Raw genomic sequence first — 14,284 nt, 5'->3', positions numbered from 1 at the left:
GTCCTGCGCTCGCCCCAAACGTTATCCGGTTACGCCGTCGGCGAACGCTACGGCAGGATGCACGAGTGGAGCCCGTGGAGATCATCGAGGACGGCGTGCTGCTGCGACCCTGGCGGGAGGCGGATGCCGAGGCCGTCCACCGAGCCTGCCAGGACCCCGACATTCAGCGTTGGACCACCGTACCGCGCCCATACCGGCCGGAACACGCGCACGGATTTGTCACCGAGATGAGCCGGAAGTCCTGGGCCGAGGGCACCGGGGCACCGTTCGCGGTGTGCGACACGAGCACCGGTGAGCTGCTGGGTTCCTGCGGGCTGATCTCCATCGACAAGGACGGCACCGGCGAGGTCGGCTACTGGACGGCTCCCTGGGCGCGTGGTCGGGGCGTGATGGTCCGGGCCACCCGGGCGGTGGCCCGCTGGTCCTTCGACACCGTCGGGCTTCGTCGGCTCATCTGGCAGGCCGAGGTGGGCAATCACGCCTCCCGGCTGGTGGCCCTGCGGGCCGGTTTCCGGGTCGACGGCCGGTTGCGGCTGGCCAACCCGGCGCTGAAGGGCGTGGCGGACGGCTGGATCGGTTCGCTGCTGCCTGGCGAGGTGCCCGCCGCCGGGTCGCCCGGTCCGGCCCAGCCGGGCACCCTCGCCGCCCGCCGGGCCGCCGTCTTCGGCCGCCCGCAGCCTGTTCTGTTCGCCAGCACCGGGGCGGGCGAGCTGCGGCTACGGCCCATGGAGGAGCGGGACCTGGACGCCGTGGTGCGAACCTGCCGGGACCCGGAGTCGATCCGCTGGACCACGGTGCCGGACCCGTACGACCACGCCGACGCGCTGTGGTACCAGGAGCACTGCCAGGCGCTGTGGGCCCGGGGCGACGCCGCCTGCTTCGTGATCGCCGACCCGGACGACACGTACGCGGGCACCATCGACCTGCGGCTCTCCCCGGCCGACCCGCTGCTGGCCGACGTGGGGTTCATGACCGCACCCGACGCCCGTGGTCGCGGCTACATGACGGCCGCGCTGCTCGCGCTGAGCGCCTGGGGTTTCACCGCGCTGGGTCTGGCCCGGATCGAGTGGAGGGCGAACGTCGGCAACGACGCCTCCCGTCGAGTGGCGGAGAAGGCCGGCTTCTCGTTCGAGGGGACCGCCCGGGGTGCCGTACCGCACCGGGGCGAACGGGCCGACGTCTGGATCGCCGCACTGCTCGCCGAGGACCTGGCATGACCCCGCAGGAGGTCGTCGAGGCGTACGGGGTGCGGCTGCGGCCGATCCGTACCGGGGACACCGCCGACGTGGTCGACGGCTGCGCCGACCCGGTCAGCCAGCGATTCGCGTCGAACCTGCCAGCCCCGTACACCGACGTCGACGCCCGCTGGTGGATCGAGGTGGGCGCTCCGGCGGCCTGGACCGGCGGCGGCGCCGCGTACGCCATCGCCGACCCGGCCACCGACCGGATGCTCGGCGCGGTGGGGTTGAACAACCCGGTGTCAGCCCGGGGGCAGGCCGAGATCGGCTACTGGGTGCGGCCGGCGGCGCGCGGACGCGGGGTCGCCACCGCCGCGACCCGCGCGCTGAGCGACCACGCGTTCGCCGCCGGCACCGCCCGCCTGGAACTACTCACCGAGCCGGAGAACGCGTCGAGCCAGCGGGTCGCGCTGGCCGCCGGCTACCGCTACGAGGGCTCGCGCCGGTCGGCCGGATCCGGCCGGGGCGGGGACCGGCACGACCTGCTGGCCTGGGTACGCCTCGCCGACGACCCGCCCGGCCCGACCGCCCGCCTGCTGCCCGACCTGCCCGGCGGGCTGCTCACCGACGGTGTCGTGACAGTGCGCCGGCTCGCGCCGGATGACGCGGAGCTGATGTTCCGGCTGCACAGCCGACCGGAGGTCGTCGCCAACCAGGCACCGCCGGTGCCGCCGACCCGGGACGCGACCGAGCGGCGCTGCCTGCTCGCGGAGAGCGCCTGGCTGACCGGTGTCATCGCCCGGCTGCTGATCGTCGACGCGGCCAGCGGCGAACCGGCGGGCAGTTGCGGGATGTCGATCACGGACGCGGCCAGCGGTGAGGCCTCGGTCGGTTACGCGCTGCTTCCCGACTGGCGGGGCCGGGGGTACGCGACCCGGGCGGTCCGGCTGCTCGCCGCGTGGGCGTTCGGCTCGACGGGCATCGCCCGGGTGACCGCCGGCACCGTGCCGGACAACACCGCGTCGCACCGGGTGCTGGAGCGGGTCGGCTTCCAGCGGGAGGGGCTCCAGCGTGGCCGGCTGCCCGGCCTGGACGGCACCCGCCTGGACGATCTGACGTTCGCGCTGCTCCCCACCGACCTGCGCTGAGAACGGCGGCAGGGAGTTGTGGCGGGACGTCCCGCCACAACTCCCCGGTCGAACGAGAGGGGCGGGTCAGGTGGCGAGGGAGATGATCCCGTAGTCGTAGGCGTGCCGCCGGTAGACGACGCTGGGACGACCGGACTCCTTGTCCTGGAAAAGGTAGAAGTCGTGGCCGACCAGTTCCATCTCGAACAACGCGTCGTCGATGGTCATCGGCTCCGCCGGGTGCACCTTCTCCCGGGCGATGTGCCACGGCTGCTGGTCGTCGTACTCCTCCTCGACCCGCTCCGCGACGGCCGTGCCGGCGCGGGCGCCGTCGCTTGGCGCGGTGGAGACCAGGTCGGCGACCGGCAGGCCCGCGGTGGCCTCGGCGACGGAGATCGGCGCGTGCCGGCCCCGGTGTACGCGGCGGCGGTCGGCTGCGCGGCGTAGCCGGGTGTCGAGCTTCGCGATGGCGGCATCGAGCGCGCTGTAGAAGTCGTTCGTGCAGGCCTCGGCCCGAATCACCGGGCCCCGGGAAACGCAGGTGATCTCCACCCGCTGGCAGTGGTCGGCTTGGCGCGGATTGCGCTCGTGAAACAGCTCGACATCGACGCGAATAAGTTTGTGGTCGTAGCGTTCGATCTTCGCGAGTTTCTCGGCTACGTGTACCCGGTAATGATCGGGAACTTCGACGTTACGGCCCTTGACCACGATGTCCACGTGACCTCCCTTGTTCGGACGGTCTTCGATCCGGTTACCCGGCCGCGCGCCGTGGGGAGACCCGCTGGCGTCGACCGGTTGTACGGCTACGCCTCCTCTCACCGCCGAGGGCGGTTGGAACGACCTCCTACCCCCGACAGCGAAACGCTAACTCCTGTTTGCCCGGCAGTCACCCCATGTTGCCGAGACGGCCCAGAATTTTTCGCAGCTCATACACCAACGGGTGAAACGGAAACACGATCGGTTACGACTGGTGTCTTTTTTCGGTCGCCGCGAGCACCGCGGCGACGGTTGGCTCCCATCCCGTCGCGCTCAGCACTCCACCCGCGGCGGCGAGGGTCACGCCGGTGGTGACGATGTCGTCGAGCAGCACCACCACCGGCGCCGGGCCCGCGACACCACCCCGGGACGGCCCGGTCGACCGAGGTTGGAAGGCCGCCCCGGCCGCCGCCGCCCGCCCGGCGCTGTCCAGGGTGACCGAGTCGGGCCGGGGCAGCGCCCGCAGCGGCCGGTGCACCCGCGCCACCCAACCGCCCCGGTTGAGCCGGGCCGCGCAGTGCCGGGCCAACCGGTCGAGGTGGTCTCCGTAACGGGACCGGGCCGCCGCCGCGGTGTCCGGGACCGGAACCAACGCCAGCGGACGAGGTTCGCCGACGGCCGCCGCGACGACCTCGGCGAGCAGCGCGCCGAGTGGCCGGGCCAGGCCGTGTCGGCCGTGTTCCTTGTACGCCAGCAGAGCCTCACGCAGCGGACCCGCGTACGAGCCGAGTGCGACGCAGGACGGCAGACCCGGCGGGGCGGGGGTGGGGCGCACCGCCCGTGGCCGCAACCGGCTCAGCGCGGCGACGCAGGCGGGGCAGACCCCGTGCCGCAGGCCGGGCCGGCGCTCGCGGCAACCGGCGCAGTCGGCGGGGAGCACGAGGTCGGCGAGGTCCGCCCAGAGCCCGCGCACCGGGTCAGTAGAGGAAGAACGGGGCCGACGGGTTGCTCGGTCGCACGCCGGCCGGCACCGGGGCGATGCCGCGTACCCGGCTGGGCTCGATGCGTTCGAACGGGCTGCTGCGGTAGGCCACCCCGTTCGCCTCGTACATGTAGGCACCGCTGGTCGCCCGCACGCCGCGGTTGCTCGGGTACGCGGTCAGGTGGGTGACCTTGGCACCGAGGTCGGTCCGCAACGGCGTCTCCAGGGCGCCGTCGACGCTGATCTCGTAGATCGCCGGCTGGCCGACCGACCCGGCCACCACCAGCTGGTCCTCCCTGCCCCAGTCGACCGCCGTCGGGCTGGTCAGCGAGGTGATCAGCTCTCGGGGCGGGCCGATGGAGACCCCGCCGCCATCGAGATTGACCGCGGCGACGTAGAGACGGCCTCCGGCGATCAGCGCGACCCGCTGGCCGTCCAACGCGGCAGCAACCGCGGTGACCGCGGCGGAGGGCAGGTTGAGCGGCACCGGGTACATCCGGGCTGCCTCGTCGAACCGGTAGAGCTGTCCGTCGGCCACCACCAGGCCGCGGCCGGGACGGGAGTCGACCATCCGCAGCCAGACCGGTCGGCTGATCGAGGAGTACTCGGCGCTGCTGCGGCTGAGCACGGAGACCGGCTCGACGCCCGTGCCCACAGCGAGCCGGTACCGGTTCTTGCTGCCGTTGACCACCATCGCCGCGAGGATCCGCCGGTCCTTGGCGAGACCGAGGCTGGCCGAGACGACGTTGCGGTTGACCTCGGGCGCCAGCGGCACGGTGCCGCTGGGCTCGCCTTCGAAGTCGAGCGGATGGATCGCGCCGTCGTACACCCCGAAACGCAGCGGGCTGGCGGCGTGCGGGTAGAGCGCCTGGGAGTTTCGGCGCTCGCCCAGGTCCACCACCGGTTGCGCGTTGTTGCGGATCTTCAACTCCAGCTGGCCGGGCAGGTCACCCAACGACCAGGCGATCTGCGTGATCAACTGGTCGATCCCGTTCTGGTCGTCATCGGACATGTCCAGGTTGACCTCCCACCGACCGTTCCCGCCGGTGGCGTTGTTGATCAGCTCGGTGCGGTCCGGCAGCCCGACGACACCCGGGCGCAGCCAGTCGGAGGGGCCGCCGACCAGCCACTTCACCACCTCGTTGACCCGCCGCTCGCCCGGCACCGCCTGCGGTCGGTAACGCTGGTCGGGCACCAGACGGCTGCGGTCCGAACTCCAGAAGTAGATCGTCTCGCTCTGGTAGTACTGCTGAAGGGCGGTGTCGCTGAGCAGCAGGACGTTGGGCGGGTTGATGATGTACAGGCCGGCGCGGTCATCGTCGACACCGCCGTCGAACGACGCGCTGCTCAGGCCGAACTCGTACTCCGTCTCGGTCGCCACCGGCGGGGCCAGGGTGCCGTTGGTCCGCAGCACACCGATCTGCTGCACCGCGATCGTCACGGTCGTGGTCCTGTCGGTGTTGGGGGTGAAGACCGCCGCCTCGCGCAGCCGCACCACGTTCAGCGCGACCTCGCTGCCCTTCTTTTCCTGCAGGCGGATCTTGTCCCCCGGGGCGACGAACGCCTTGACCCGCTCGTACGCCCGATCCGGCTCGCCGGCGGCGGCGGACAGGAAGTTGCGGACGAACGCCTCGTTGTCGCTGCCGCTGGCCGTCCGCGTCGGTGGCTCGCTGCCCCGACTGATCACGCCGGCCTCGGTCGCGGCACCGCCCTTGCCGTCCACCCGCACGTCGGACGCCGCCGGGATGCCACAGCCGGCGCCCAGCAGCACCATCACGCCGAACGCCCCGAGCAGAGTCGGCCGTCTCACGAGCGCACCTCCGTCCGCTGCCCGTCTCCGGCCGGAGCCGGGCCGATCGCCAATGCCCCGCCGGTGCCGGGGCCGATGGCAAGTTGGCCACCGTCGCGGGAGCCACCGTCGCGGGGTCCGCCGAACGGCAGCGTCGCGTCGGCCGGCACCAGCCGCAGCGGCGAGGTGGTCAGCCGATCGCCGGCACGGGCCGGCAGGGTGAGCCGGAACTGTGCACCCTGGCCGGGAGCACCCCACGCCTCCAGCCAGCCGCCGTGCAGCCGAGCGTCCTCCAGGCTGATCGACAGGCCCAAGCCGGTGCCCCCGGTCTGCCGAGCCCGGGACGGGTCGGCCCGCCAGAACCTGTTGAACACCAGTTTCTCCTCGCCCACCTTCAGCCCCACACCGTGGTCGCGGACGGTGATCGCCACGGCGGTCTCGTCGATGCCGAGGGTGATCAACACCGGGCGGGCCTCACCGTGCTCGACAGCGTTGCCGACCAGGTTGCGCAACACCCGCTCGACCCGGCGCGGGTCGACCTCGGCGATCACCGGCGTGCCGGGCAGGTCAAGTTCGATCGGTACGCCCACCCGCTCGGCCAGGCCAGCCAGCCGGTCGACCACCCGGTGCACCACCGGCACCAGGTCGGTCGGCTCGGAGTCCAGCATGGCGAAGCCCGCGTCGAACCGACTGATCTCCAGCAGGTCGGTGAGCAGTTCCTCGAATCGATCCAGCTCTGCCTGGAGCAGCTCCGCGCTGCGGGCGACCGCCGGGTCGAACTCGTCGCGCTCGGCGAAGATCAGGTCAGCGGCCATCCGGACCGTGGTCAACGGGGTACGCAGCTCGTGCGAGACGTCGGAGGTGAAGCGGCGCTGCAACCGGGACATCTCCTCCAGGCGCAGGATCTGCCGTTGCAGGTTGGTGGCCATCTGGTTGAACGACGCGGCGAGCAGGGCGAGGTCGTCCTCACCGTTGACCACCATCCGCTGGTCGAGCAGGCCCGCGGAGAGCCGCTGGGCGGTCCGTGCGGCGACCCGGACCGGGTTGACCACCAGCCGGGTGACCAGCGCCGCGAGCAGGCCGAGCAGGATCACCAGGGCGACGCCGGTGGCCACCACTGTGGCTCGGGCGTCGGCGGCGGTGACGTCCTGCCGGCTCAGCGGGACCAGATAGTAGAGCTCGATCTGGCCGAAGCTGGTGGGCACCGGCGAGCCGTAGACCAGGTATTTGGTGGTCTCGCCGGCGAGTCGCCCGGTGCGGATCTGGCTGGCCACCTTGCCGTCGGCGATCGCGGCGCGCAACTCGGGGCTGATCAGCGACTGGACGTTCGCGGACGGGGAGGTGCGGGTCTGGATGTCGTTGGGATAGTCGTCGGCGGTGATCGCCACCACCACCCCGCTGGTCTGCTGGGGGTCGCCGCCGGCCAGGTAGTTGACGGTGCCGTCGATGGTCTCCTGGAGTTGCGCCTCCTGCGGCTGCCGGTACAAGGAGACCTGCTTGGCCGCGTAGCTGGCACCGCTGGTCACCCGCTGTCGGACATCGCTGCGAGCGCTGTCGAGCAGGATGGTGGTGATCTTGTCAGCGATCAGGAACGCGAACCCGCCGACCAGCAGGCTGGACGCGACCAGCGTGATGGTCACCACCCGGACCTGGAGCGAGCGGCGCCAGGTCTGGTGCGCCCGGCCCAGCACGCCCGCGATCCGGACACTCACCGCACGCCAGAACTCCCCGCCGGCGCTGGGCCGGCGGGCAGCCGTACTCGGGGAGGGTAGGGGCGACGAGGTCGACACAGTGCGACCAGGCTATCCGGTCCCCGCCTTGTAGCCCACGCCCCGCACGGTGAGGATGATTTCCGGCCGCTCCGGGTCCGGCTCGATCTTGGCCCGCAGTCGCTGGACGTGCACGTTGACCAGACGGGTGTCGGCCGCGTGCCGGTAGCCCCACACCTGCTCGAGCAGCACCTCACGGGTGAAGACCTGACGAGGCTTACGGGCGAGTGCGACAAGCAGGTCGAACTCCAGCGGAGTCAGCTTCACCTCCTCGTCGTTGCGGCTCACGGTGTGCGCGGGCACGTCGATGGTGATCTGGTTGTCGGGCGGCCCGATGGTGAGCATCTCGGGAGCCACGTCCTCGCCTCGGCGCAGACGGGCCCGCATCCGGGCCACCAACTCCTTGGGCTTGAACGGCTTGACCACGTAGTCGTCGGCACCGGACTCCAGGCCGAGCACAACGTCCACGGTGTCGCTCTTGGCGGTCAGCATGACGATGGGCACGCCAGACTCCGCGCGGATCGACCGGGCGACGTCGATACCGCTCATGCCGGGAAGCATCAGGTCAAGCAGCACGATATCGGGACGACTGTCGCGAAAAGCGGCCAACGCCCGCTCGCCGTCCGCCACAAACGAGGGCAGGAAACCCTCACTGCGCAGCACAATTCCGAGCATCTCGGCGAGCGCGGGGTCATCGTCGACCACCAGTACGCGGGCTCTCATGGGATTAATATTGCATCCTCATTCAGTTCGGTGGGACCGGCGTCTGCCGGTAGCTGTTTCGCGCCGCCGTCGAACCGGGTGACCGCGGTCCGCGGCGGCGGCGCCACGAGCTGCGTGCCCGGCGCACGGATGGCCGTGGTCAGGCTGCCACCATGATCCCCCGGGAGCGCCGCCCGGCGCCACCACAGGCCGGGCCGACCCGACTGTCGCCATCCGGACCACGGGCCAACCGAACAGCCCACACCCCCGGCGCTCCTCGCTGACGCGTACCCACCCCCGGCTGTGGAAGGATCCCCGCCGTGAGGGGATTCCTGCCGTGGTTGGCGGTGCTGGCGGTGGTGCTGCTGCTCAGCGCGCTACGCCTGCGCGCGCTCGCCACCATCGTGTCGGTCGGCTGGCTGGTCTGGTGCGTCTGGACGTGGTTCCGGCCCACCCGGCGCGGCCCCCGTTCAGGCTGACCCCGCCGAAGCGGGCGGCGGAGACGCTGACCCCGCCGAGACCGGCGGCGGAGACGCTGACCCGCCGAAGCCGGCGGCGGAGACGCTGACCCGCCGAAGCCGGCGGCGGAGACGCCGAACCGGGCCGGCTGCGAACAGCCGACCCGGGCCGGAGACGTCGATCAGTAGCGGTAGTGGTCCGGCTTGAACGGACCTTCCGGGGAGACGCCCAGGTAGTCGGCCTGCTCCTTGGTCAGCGTGCTCAGCTTGGCGCCGAGCGCGCCGAGGTGCAGCCGGGCCACCTTCTCGTCCAGGTGCTTGGGCAGCACGTAGACGCCGATCGGGTACTCCTCGGTCTTGGTGAAGAGCTCGATCTGGGCGATCGTCTGGTTGGCGAACGAGTTCGACATGACGAAGCTCGGGTGCCCGGTCGCGTTGCCCAGGTTCAGCAGGCGACCCTCGGACAGCACGATGATGGCGTGCCCGTCGGCGAAGCGCCACAGGTCGACCTGCGGCTTGATGTTGACCCGCTCGACGTCGGAACGCTTGGCCAGCCCGGCCATGTCGATCTCGTTGTCGAAGTGGCCGATGTTACCGACGATGGCCTGGTGCTTCATCCGGGCCATGTGCTCGTTGGTGATGACGTCGAAGCAGCCGGTGGCGGTGATGAAGATGTCGGCCTGCTCGACCACGTCGTCCAGGGTGGCGACCTGGTAGCCGTCCATCGCCGCCTGCAACGCGCAGATCGGGTCCACCTCGGTCACCACGACCCGGGCGCCCTGGCCGCGCAGCGACTCGGCGCAGCCCTTGCCCACGTCGCCGTAGCCCATGACGACCGCCATCTTGCCGCCGATCAGCACGTCGGTGGCCCGGTTGATGCCGTCGATGAGCGAGTGCCGGCAGCCGTACTTGTTGTCGAACTTGCTCTTGGTCACCGAGTCGTTGACGTTGATGGCCGGGAAGAGCAGGGTGCCCGCCCGGTGCATCTCGTAGAGCCGGTGCACGCCGGTGGTGGTCTCCTCGGTCACGCCCTTGATGCCGGTGGAGATCCGGGTCCAGCGCTGGTTGTCCTCGCCGAGCGAGCGGTGCAGCAGCTCGAGGATGACCGCGTACTCCTCGGAGTCGGCGGACTCGACCGGCGGAACCGCCCCGGCCCGCTCGAACTCGGCGCCCTTGTGCACCAGCAGGGTGGCGTCGCCGCCGTCGTCGAGGATCATGTTGGGGCCCTGCCCGTCCGGCCAGTCGAGCACCTGCTCGGTGCACCACCAGTACTCCGGCAGGGTCTCGCCCTTCCAGGCGTACACCGGGACCCCGGCGGGCGCCTCGGGGGTGCCGTTCGGGCCGACGACGATCGCCGCGGCGGCGTGGTCCTGGGTGGAGAAGATGTTGCAGGACGCCCAGCGCACCTGCGCGCCGAGCGCGACCAGCGTCTCGATCAGCACGGCGGTCTGGATGGTCATGTGCAGCGAGCCGGTGATCCGCGCGCCGGCGAGCGGCTGCGCCTCGGCGAACTCCCGACGGATCGCCATCAGGCCGGGCATCTCGTGCTCGGCGAGTTGGATCTCTTTACGCCCGAACTCGGCGAGCGACAGATCCGCCACCTTGAAGTCGCCGTCCGCGAGCGTGCTCGGCCGGGCCTCGGACGGCGTGCCGCTGGCGGACGCCGGGAGGGTGCTGGTCATGAAAGCTCCTGTCGAACGATGTCTGCGCCGACCCTCCACCTTACGCGCGTCGGCGACGGGCCTCAGGCACGGTCCGCGGACAGCGCACGGGGCGGTCGGTGATGGACGGACCTTCCCGCCATCTCCCGCCCGCCCCGTGCATCCCCCCGGTTTGGTTTCCCCCGCACGTTCTCGGACCGTCGTCGCGATAACGCTGCGTACTCATAGAGTCACACTCAGCCAGGATCACGTCAAGCTATTCCGGGAAAGTCGGACTTGTGTCGTCGCCCGGCGAGCGGTCAGCGCAGCCCGGACGTCGCCACGTACGCCATACCGGCGCCGTCGATCCGCAGCGGCGCATCGGATGCCGTACCGATCGCGGCCTCACCGGAGACCAGCGTCAACGCGCCGGCCCCGTCGTCCACGGTGATCGAGCCGCCAGCACAGAGCACCACCCGGGGGCCCGGCAGCGGCAGCGACACCGAGCGCACCGCCGCGTCGACCCGCACCCGGTGCAGCGCGAAATCGTCCACCGGGACCGGCCACCAGTCCACGCCCGGACCGACCGTCTCCGGGGCCCGCACCGGATCGTCGAGCACCTCGAAGCGCAACACCCGCAACAACTCGTCGACGTCCACCCGCTTCGGCGTCAGGCCCCCGCGCAACACATTGTCGCTGGCCGCCATGATTTCCACTCCGCAGCCGCTCAGGTAGGCGTGCAGGTTGCCGGCGGGCATCCAGATCCCCTCCCCCGCCACCAGCCGCACGTGGTGCAGCAGCAACGCGACCAGCGCGCCCGGATCCCCCGGGTACGCCGTGGCCAGCCGGCGGACCAGCTCCGCGTCCGGGCCGTCGGCCGGAGCCGCCACCACGGCGGCCAGCAGCTCGTGACGCTGGGCGACCGGCCAGCCGAGCAGCGTCCGCACCGCCGTCCGCAGCCCTCCCGGCCCGGCCCGCAACGCGGCGACCACCGGCGCCAACGCCGGTACGCCGAACGCGGCGAGCGCCTCGGCCGACTCCGCCGGATCACGGAACCCACACAGCGCCTCGAACGGGGTGAGCGCGACCAACAACTCCGGCTTGTGGTGCGGGTCGACGTAGTTGCGCTGCCCGTCGGGACGCCCCGCCTCCGCCGCGAAGCCGGCCCGCGCCTGCTCGGCGTCCGGGTGGGCCTGCAGGCTCAGCGGTGCGTCGGCCGCGAGCACCTTGAGCAGGAACGGCAACCGAGTGCCGAACCGCTCGGACACCCGCTGACCGAGCCACTGACCTGGCTCGTCCCGCACCAGATCACAGAGGCTCACCCGCTGACCGGCGCGATCCACGCGGGCCGGGGCGCCCGGGTGCGCCCCCAGCCACAGCTCCGCCTCCGGGCCCGCGCTCGGCACCGACCGCCCCTGAAGGAGAGCGATGGCCGAGCGCGAACCCCAGGCGTAGTCCCGGATCGGCCCGTACAGTGGCTCCACCCGTCAGCCCCCGGGCCGCCCGGCCGCCTCGCCCGACGCGTCCTCTGGCTGCGGCACGGCGGTGTCGGCGGCGGCACCGGTCCCGGCCTTGGCGGCAGCGACGCTGTAGACGTCCGGCTCCAGATAGATCACCCGGGCGATCGGCACCGCGGCCCGGATCCTCGCCTCCACGGCGTTGATGCCACGCGCCAGGTCGTGGGCGTTCTCCCACTTCGGAACGGCGATCTTCGCGGCCACCATCAGCTCTTCCGGGCCCAGGTAGAGCGTCTTCATGTGGATGATCCGCTCCACCTCGGGGCCGTCGGTGACGGCCCGCTCGATGGCGGCCAGCTCGGACGCCTCGGCGCCCTCACCGAGCAGCAGGCTCTTCGTCTCGATGGCCAGCACGACCGCGATCACGACCAGCAGGATGCCGATCATCGCGGTGCCGGCGGCATCCCACTCGCCGTTACCGGTGATCAGGGTCATGGTGACGCCGAACAGGGCGAACACCAGACCGATCAGCGCGCCGAAGTCCTCCAGCAGGACGACCGGCAGCTCCGGCGCCTTGGCCCGGCGGATGAACCGCACCCAGGACTGGTTGCCCCGGATGTGGTTGGACTCCTTGATGGCGGTCCGGAAGGAGAACGACTCCATCACGATCGCCACCACCAGCACTGTCACCGGCAGCCACTGCCAGGAGTCGATGCCGTGCGGGTCGTGCCACTTGTGGTACGCCTCGTACAGGGCGAACAGGCCACCGATGCTGAACAGCACGATGGACACGATGAACGCGTAGATGTAGCGCTCCCGGCCGTACCCGAATGGGTGTTCCGGGGTTGCCGCCCGCTTCGCCCGCTTGCCGCCGAGCAGCAGGAGGCCCTGGTTGCCGGAGTCGGCGACCGAGTGGACCGCCTCGGCCAGCATCGACGACGAGCCGGAGAGCAGGAACGCAATGAACTTGGTGACGGCGATGCCGACGTTGGCCAGCAGGGCGGCGACGATCGCCTTCGTCCCCCCGTTGGCGCTCATGCCACCGCTCCGCTTCGCCGCGCGAAGCCGACCGGTCCGCGCATGGCGCGCCGCCCCCTACGTTCGTTCACTGGTTCGACAGCTCCTTCATCTCGGTGATGGCTGGAACGGCCATCGGGTCCAGCCCGTGGGCCAGCGCAAGGTAGATCGAGGCGAAATCCGGGACGGCGATCAGCGACGCCAGCCGCTCCAGGGCGGAACCGCCCTCGGCGGTCACCACGTCGCAGCGCACGCCACGACGCTCCGCGAGGGTCTGCACCGCGTCCGCACGGCGCTCCTCCACGGCGAGCGGCTCGTCGGTGTCGTCCTCGGCGTTGAGCCCGCCGTCACGCAGCAGCACCAGCCGCAGCCGGGTGCCCTCGCCGTCGTCCTCGGCCGGGTCGGCGAAGATGTCCCGCTCCCCCTCGGCCAGGCCGCCGAAGACGCCGTCGAGCAGCCCGACGCGACCCCGCCCGGCCTCACCCAGCGCCCCGGTGACCACCGGGTAGCGGGCGTTGGCCGACAGGGTGTCGCCGAACCGGCGGGCCGCCACCGTGGCCAGCGGGGACGAACCCCACACGATCGGGATCGAGCCGGCCAGACCCAGCGCCAGTGACTTCGCCGGGTTGACGAAGAACTCGGCGGCGGACCGGCAGCGGTCCGCGTCCGCGTCGAGCCGGGCCGCGGTCTCCGCCAGGTCCGCCTCGTTGACCTTCACGAGCCCGAGGGAACGGGCGGCGAGCAGGACCGGCACGGTGAGCGCCCAGAGGCTGGCCCGGGCCGGGGCACGCCGGGGCACCGGGATGAACGGCGCCCGGGCCTGCTCGGCGATCGACTGCAACCGCGAGTCGGGAGCACCCACGGCGACGAGTCGGGCACCGCGGCGGTGGGCCGCCTCGGCGGCGCCGAGCGCCTCCGGGCTCCGTCCGGACGCGCTCACCGCGATCACCACGTCGGCAGCGCCCACCCAGCCGGGTACGCCCGCGGAGCGGTGCCCGATGATCGGGACCGGGCAGCGGGGCCCGGCGACAGTGGCCAGCACGTCCCCGGTACGCCCCGCCGTGCCGATGCCGGCGATCACGACGGCTCGGGGCCGCCCGTCGTCGGCGAGCACGGCAAGGTTCGCCTCGGCCGCCAGCGCGGCGCTCTCCCGAACCTGCGCACCGGCCGACGCCGTGTGCCGGAGCATGCCGCCGGGGTCGGCCTCGGCCAACGCCTGCGCGTTGTCGAGCAGGGCCTCGTCGGCGTCGCGGCGTCCGCTGACCCCGGCCGTACCGTCGATCATGACGGCTGCCCGGGGCCGCCGCGCGCCTCGTCGAGCAGCAGCACCGGCACGTCGTCGCGGACCTCGAAGATCCGACCGCACTCCGTGCAGGTCAACGTCTGCGCCTCGGCGTCATAGCTGAGCGGGGCGTGGTGCGTGTCCGGACAGGCAAGGATCTCGAGCAACTGCGGATCCAGGGCCATGG

General features: G+C 71.8%; 13 protein-coding genes. 3 read left to right on the top strand and 10 right to left on the bottom strand.

Annotated elements, in window-relative coordinates:
* Window positions 1–65 precede the first annotated feature (65 nt).
* Window positions 66–1,217: a GNAT family N-acetyltransferase gene (locus QSK15_RS05775; protein WP_285793216.1), complete on the top strand. Its 1,152-nt coding sequence runs from the start codon at window positions 66–68 to the stop codon at window positions 1,215–1,217.
* A complete protein-coding gene (locus QSK15_RS05770) occupies window positions 1,214–2,326 on the top strand; it encodes a GNAT family N-acetyltransferase (protein ID WP_285793215.1) in 1,113 nt (370 codons plus the stop codon). The genes QSK15_RS05775 and QSK15_RS05770 overlap by 4 nt, the downstream gene beginning before the upstream one ends.
* 66 nt (window positions 2,327–2,392) lie before the next feature.
* Here QSK15_RS05770 and hpf read toward each other — a convergent pair whose 3' ends face one another.
* From hpf to mtrA, 5 genes are all read right to left on the bottom strand, one after another.
* Window positions 2,393–3,022, bottom strand: coding sequence for a ribosome hibernation-promoting factor, HPF/YfiA family (gene hpf / locus QSK15_RS05765; protein WP_030331512.1), 630 nt, complete (start codon window positions 3,020–3,022; stop codon window positions 2,393–2,395).
* Window positions 3,023–3,266: 244 nt separating this feature from the next.
* Window positions 3,267–3,974 carry a ComF family protein gene (locus QSK15_RS05760; protein ID WP_285793214.1) on the bottom strand — a complete coding sequence of 236 codons (708 nt, stop codon included), beginning with the start codon at window positions 3,972–3,974 and terminating at the stop codon, window positions 3,267–3,269.
* Between the two features lie 4 nt (window positions 3,975–3,978).
* Window positions 3,979–5,757, bottom strand: a complete 1,779-nt coding sequence (locus QSK15_RS05755; protein ID WP_285794342.1) for an LpqB family beta-propeller domain-containing protein — start codon at window positions 5,755–5,757, stop codon at window positions 3,979–3,981.
* 32 nt (window positions 5,758–5,789) lie between these two features.
* Entirely contained in the window at window positions 5,790–7,562 is a 1,773-nt protein-coding gene (gene mtrB / locus QSK15_RS05750) for an MtrAB system histidine kinase MtrB (protein WP_377633965.1), read from the bottom strand.
* A 12-nt stretch (window positions 7,563–7,574) separates the two neighbouring features.
* Window positions 7,575–8,264: an MtrAB system response regulator MtrA gene (mtrA, locus tag QSK15_RS05745; RefSeq protein WP_030331519.1), complete on the bottom strand. Its 690-nt coding sequence runs from the start codon at window positions 8,262–8,264 to the stop codon at window positions 7,575–7,577.
* A 299-nt stretch (window positions 8,265–8,563) separates the two neighbouring features.
* Here mtrA and QSK15_RS05740 point away from each other — a divergent pair, with 299 nt between their 5' ends.
* Window positions 8,564–8,722 carry a hypothetical protein gene (locus tag QSK15_RS05740; protein ID WP_210860778.1) on the top strand — a complete coding sequence of 53 codons (159 nt, stop codon included), beginning with the start codon at window positions 8,564–8,566 and terminating at the stop codon, window positions 8,720–8,722.
* Between the two features lie 161 nt (window positions 8,723–8,883).
* Here QSK15_RS05740 and ahcY read toward each other — a convergent pair whose 3' ends face one another.
* The 5 genes from ahcY to QSK15_RS05715 form a co-directional block, all read right to left on the bottom strand.
* The gene (gene ahcY / locus QSK15_RS05735; RefSeq protein WP_285793212.1) at window positions 8,884–10,383 is read right to left on the bottom strand and encodes an adenosylhomocysteinase; all 1,500 of its coding nucleotides are present in this window, start codon (window positions 10,381–10,383) and stop codon (window positions 8,884–8,886) included.
* A 278-nt stretch (window positions 10,384–10,661) separates the two neighbouring features.
* Window positions 10,662–11,825, bottom strand: a complete 1,164-nt coding sequence (gene manA / locus QSK15_RS05730) for a mannose-6-phosphate isomerase, class I (RefSeq protein WP_285793211.1) — start codon at window positions 11,823–11,825, stop codon at window positions 10,662–10,664.
* A gap of 3 nt (window positions 11,826–11,828) precedes the next feature.
* The gene (locus QSK15_RS05725; RefSeq protein WP_285793210.1) at window positions 11,829–12,836 is read right to left on the bottom strand and encodes a cation diffusion facilitator family transporter; all 1,008 of its coding nucleotides are present in this window, start codon (window positions 12,834–12,836) and stop codon (window positions 11,829–11,831) included.
* 67 nt (window positions 12,837–12,903) lie between these two features.
* A complete protein-coding gene (locus QSK15_RS05720; protein WP_285793209.1) occupies window positions 12,904–14,100 on the bottom strand; it encodes an SIS domain-containing protein in 1,197 nt (398 codons plus the stop codon).
* Window positions 14,097–14,282, bottom strand: coding sequence for a Trm112 family protein (locus QSK15_RS05715; RefSeq protein ID WP_030331539.1), 186 nt, complete (start codon window positions 14,280–14,282; stop codon window positions 14,097–14,099). The genes QSK15_RS05720 and QSK15_RS05715 overlap by 4 nt, the downstream gene beginning before the upstream one ends.
* Window positions 14,283–14,284: the final 2 nt, after the last annotated feature.

The sequence above is a fragment of the Micromonospora sp. NBRC 107095 genome (assembly GCF_030269705.1).
In the GTDB taxonomy this organism is placed as follows: Bacteria; Actinomycetota; Actinomycetes; order Mycobacteriales; family Micromonosporaceae; genus Micromonospora; species Micromonospora parva.
Note: the sequence above shows the minus strand (reverse complement) of the source record. Positions and strands in the feature narration are given on the sequence as shown.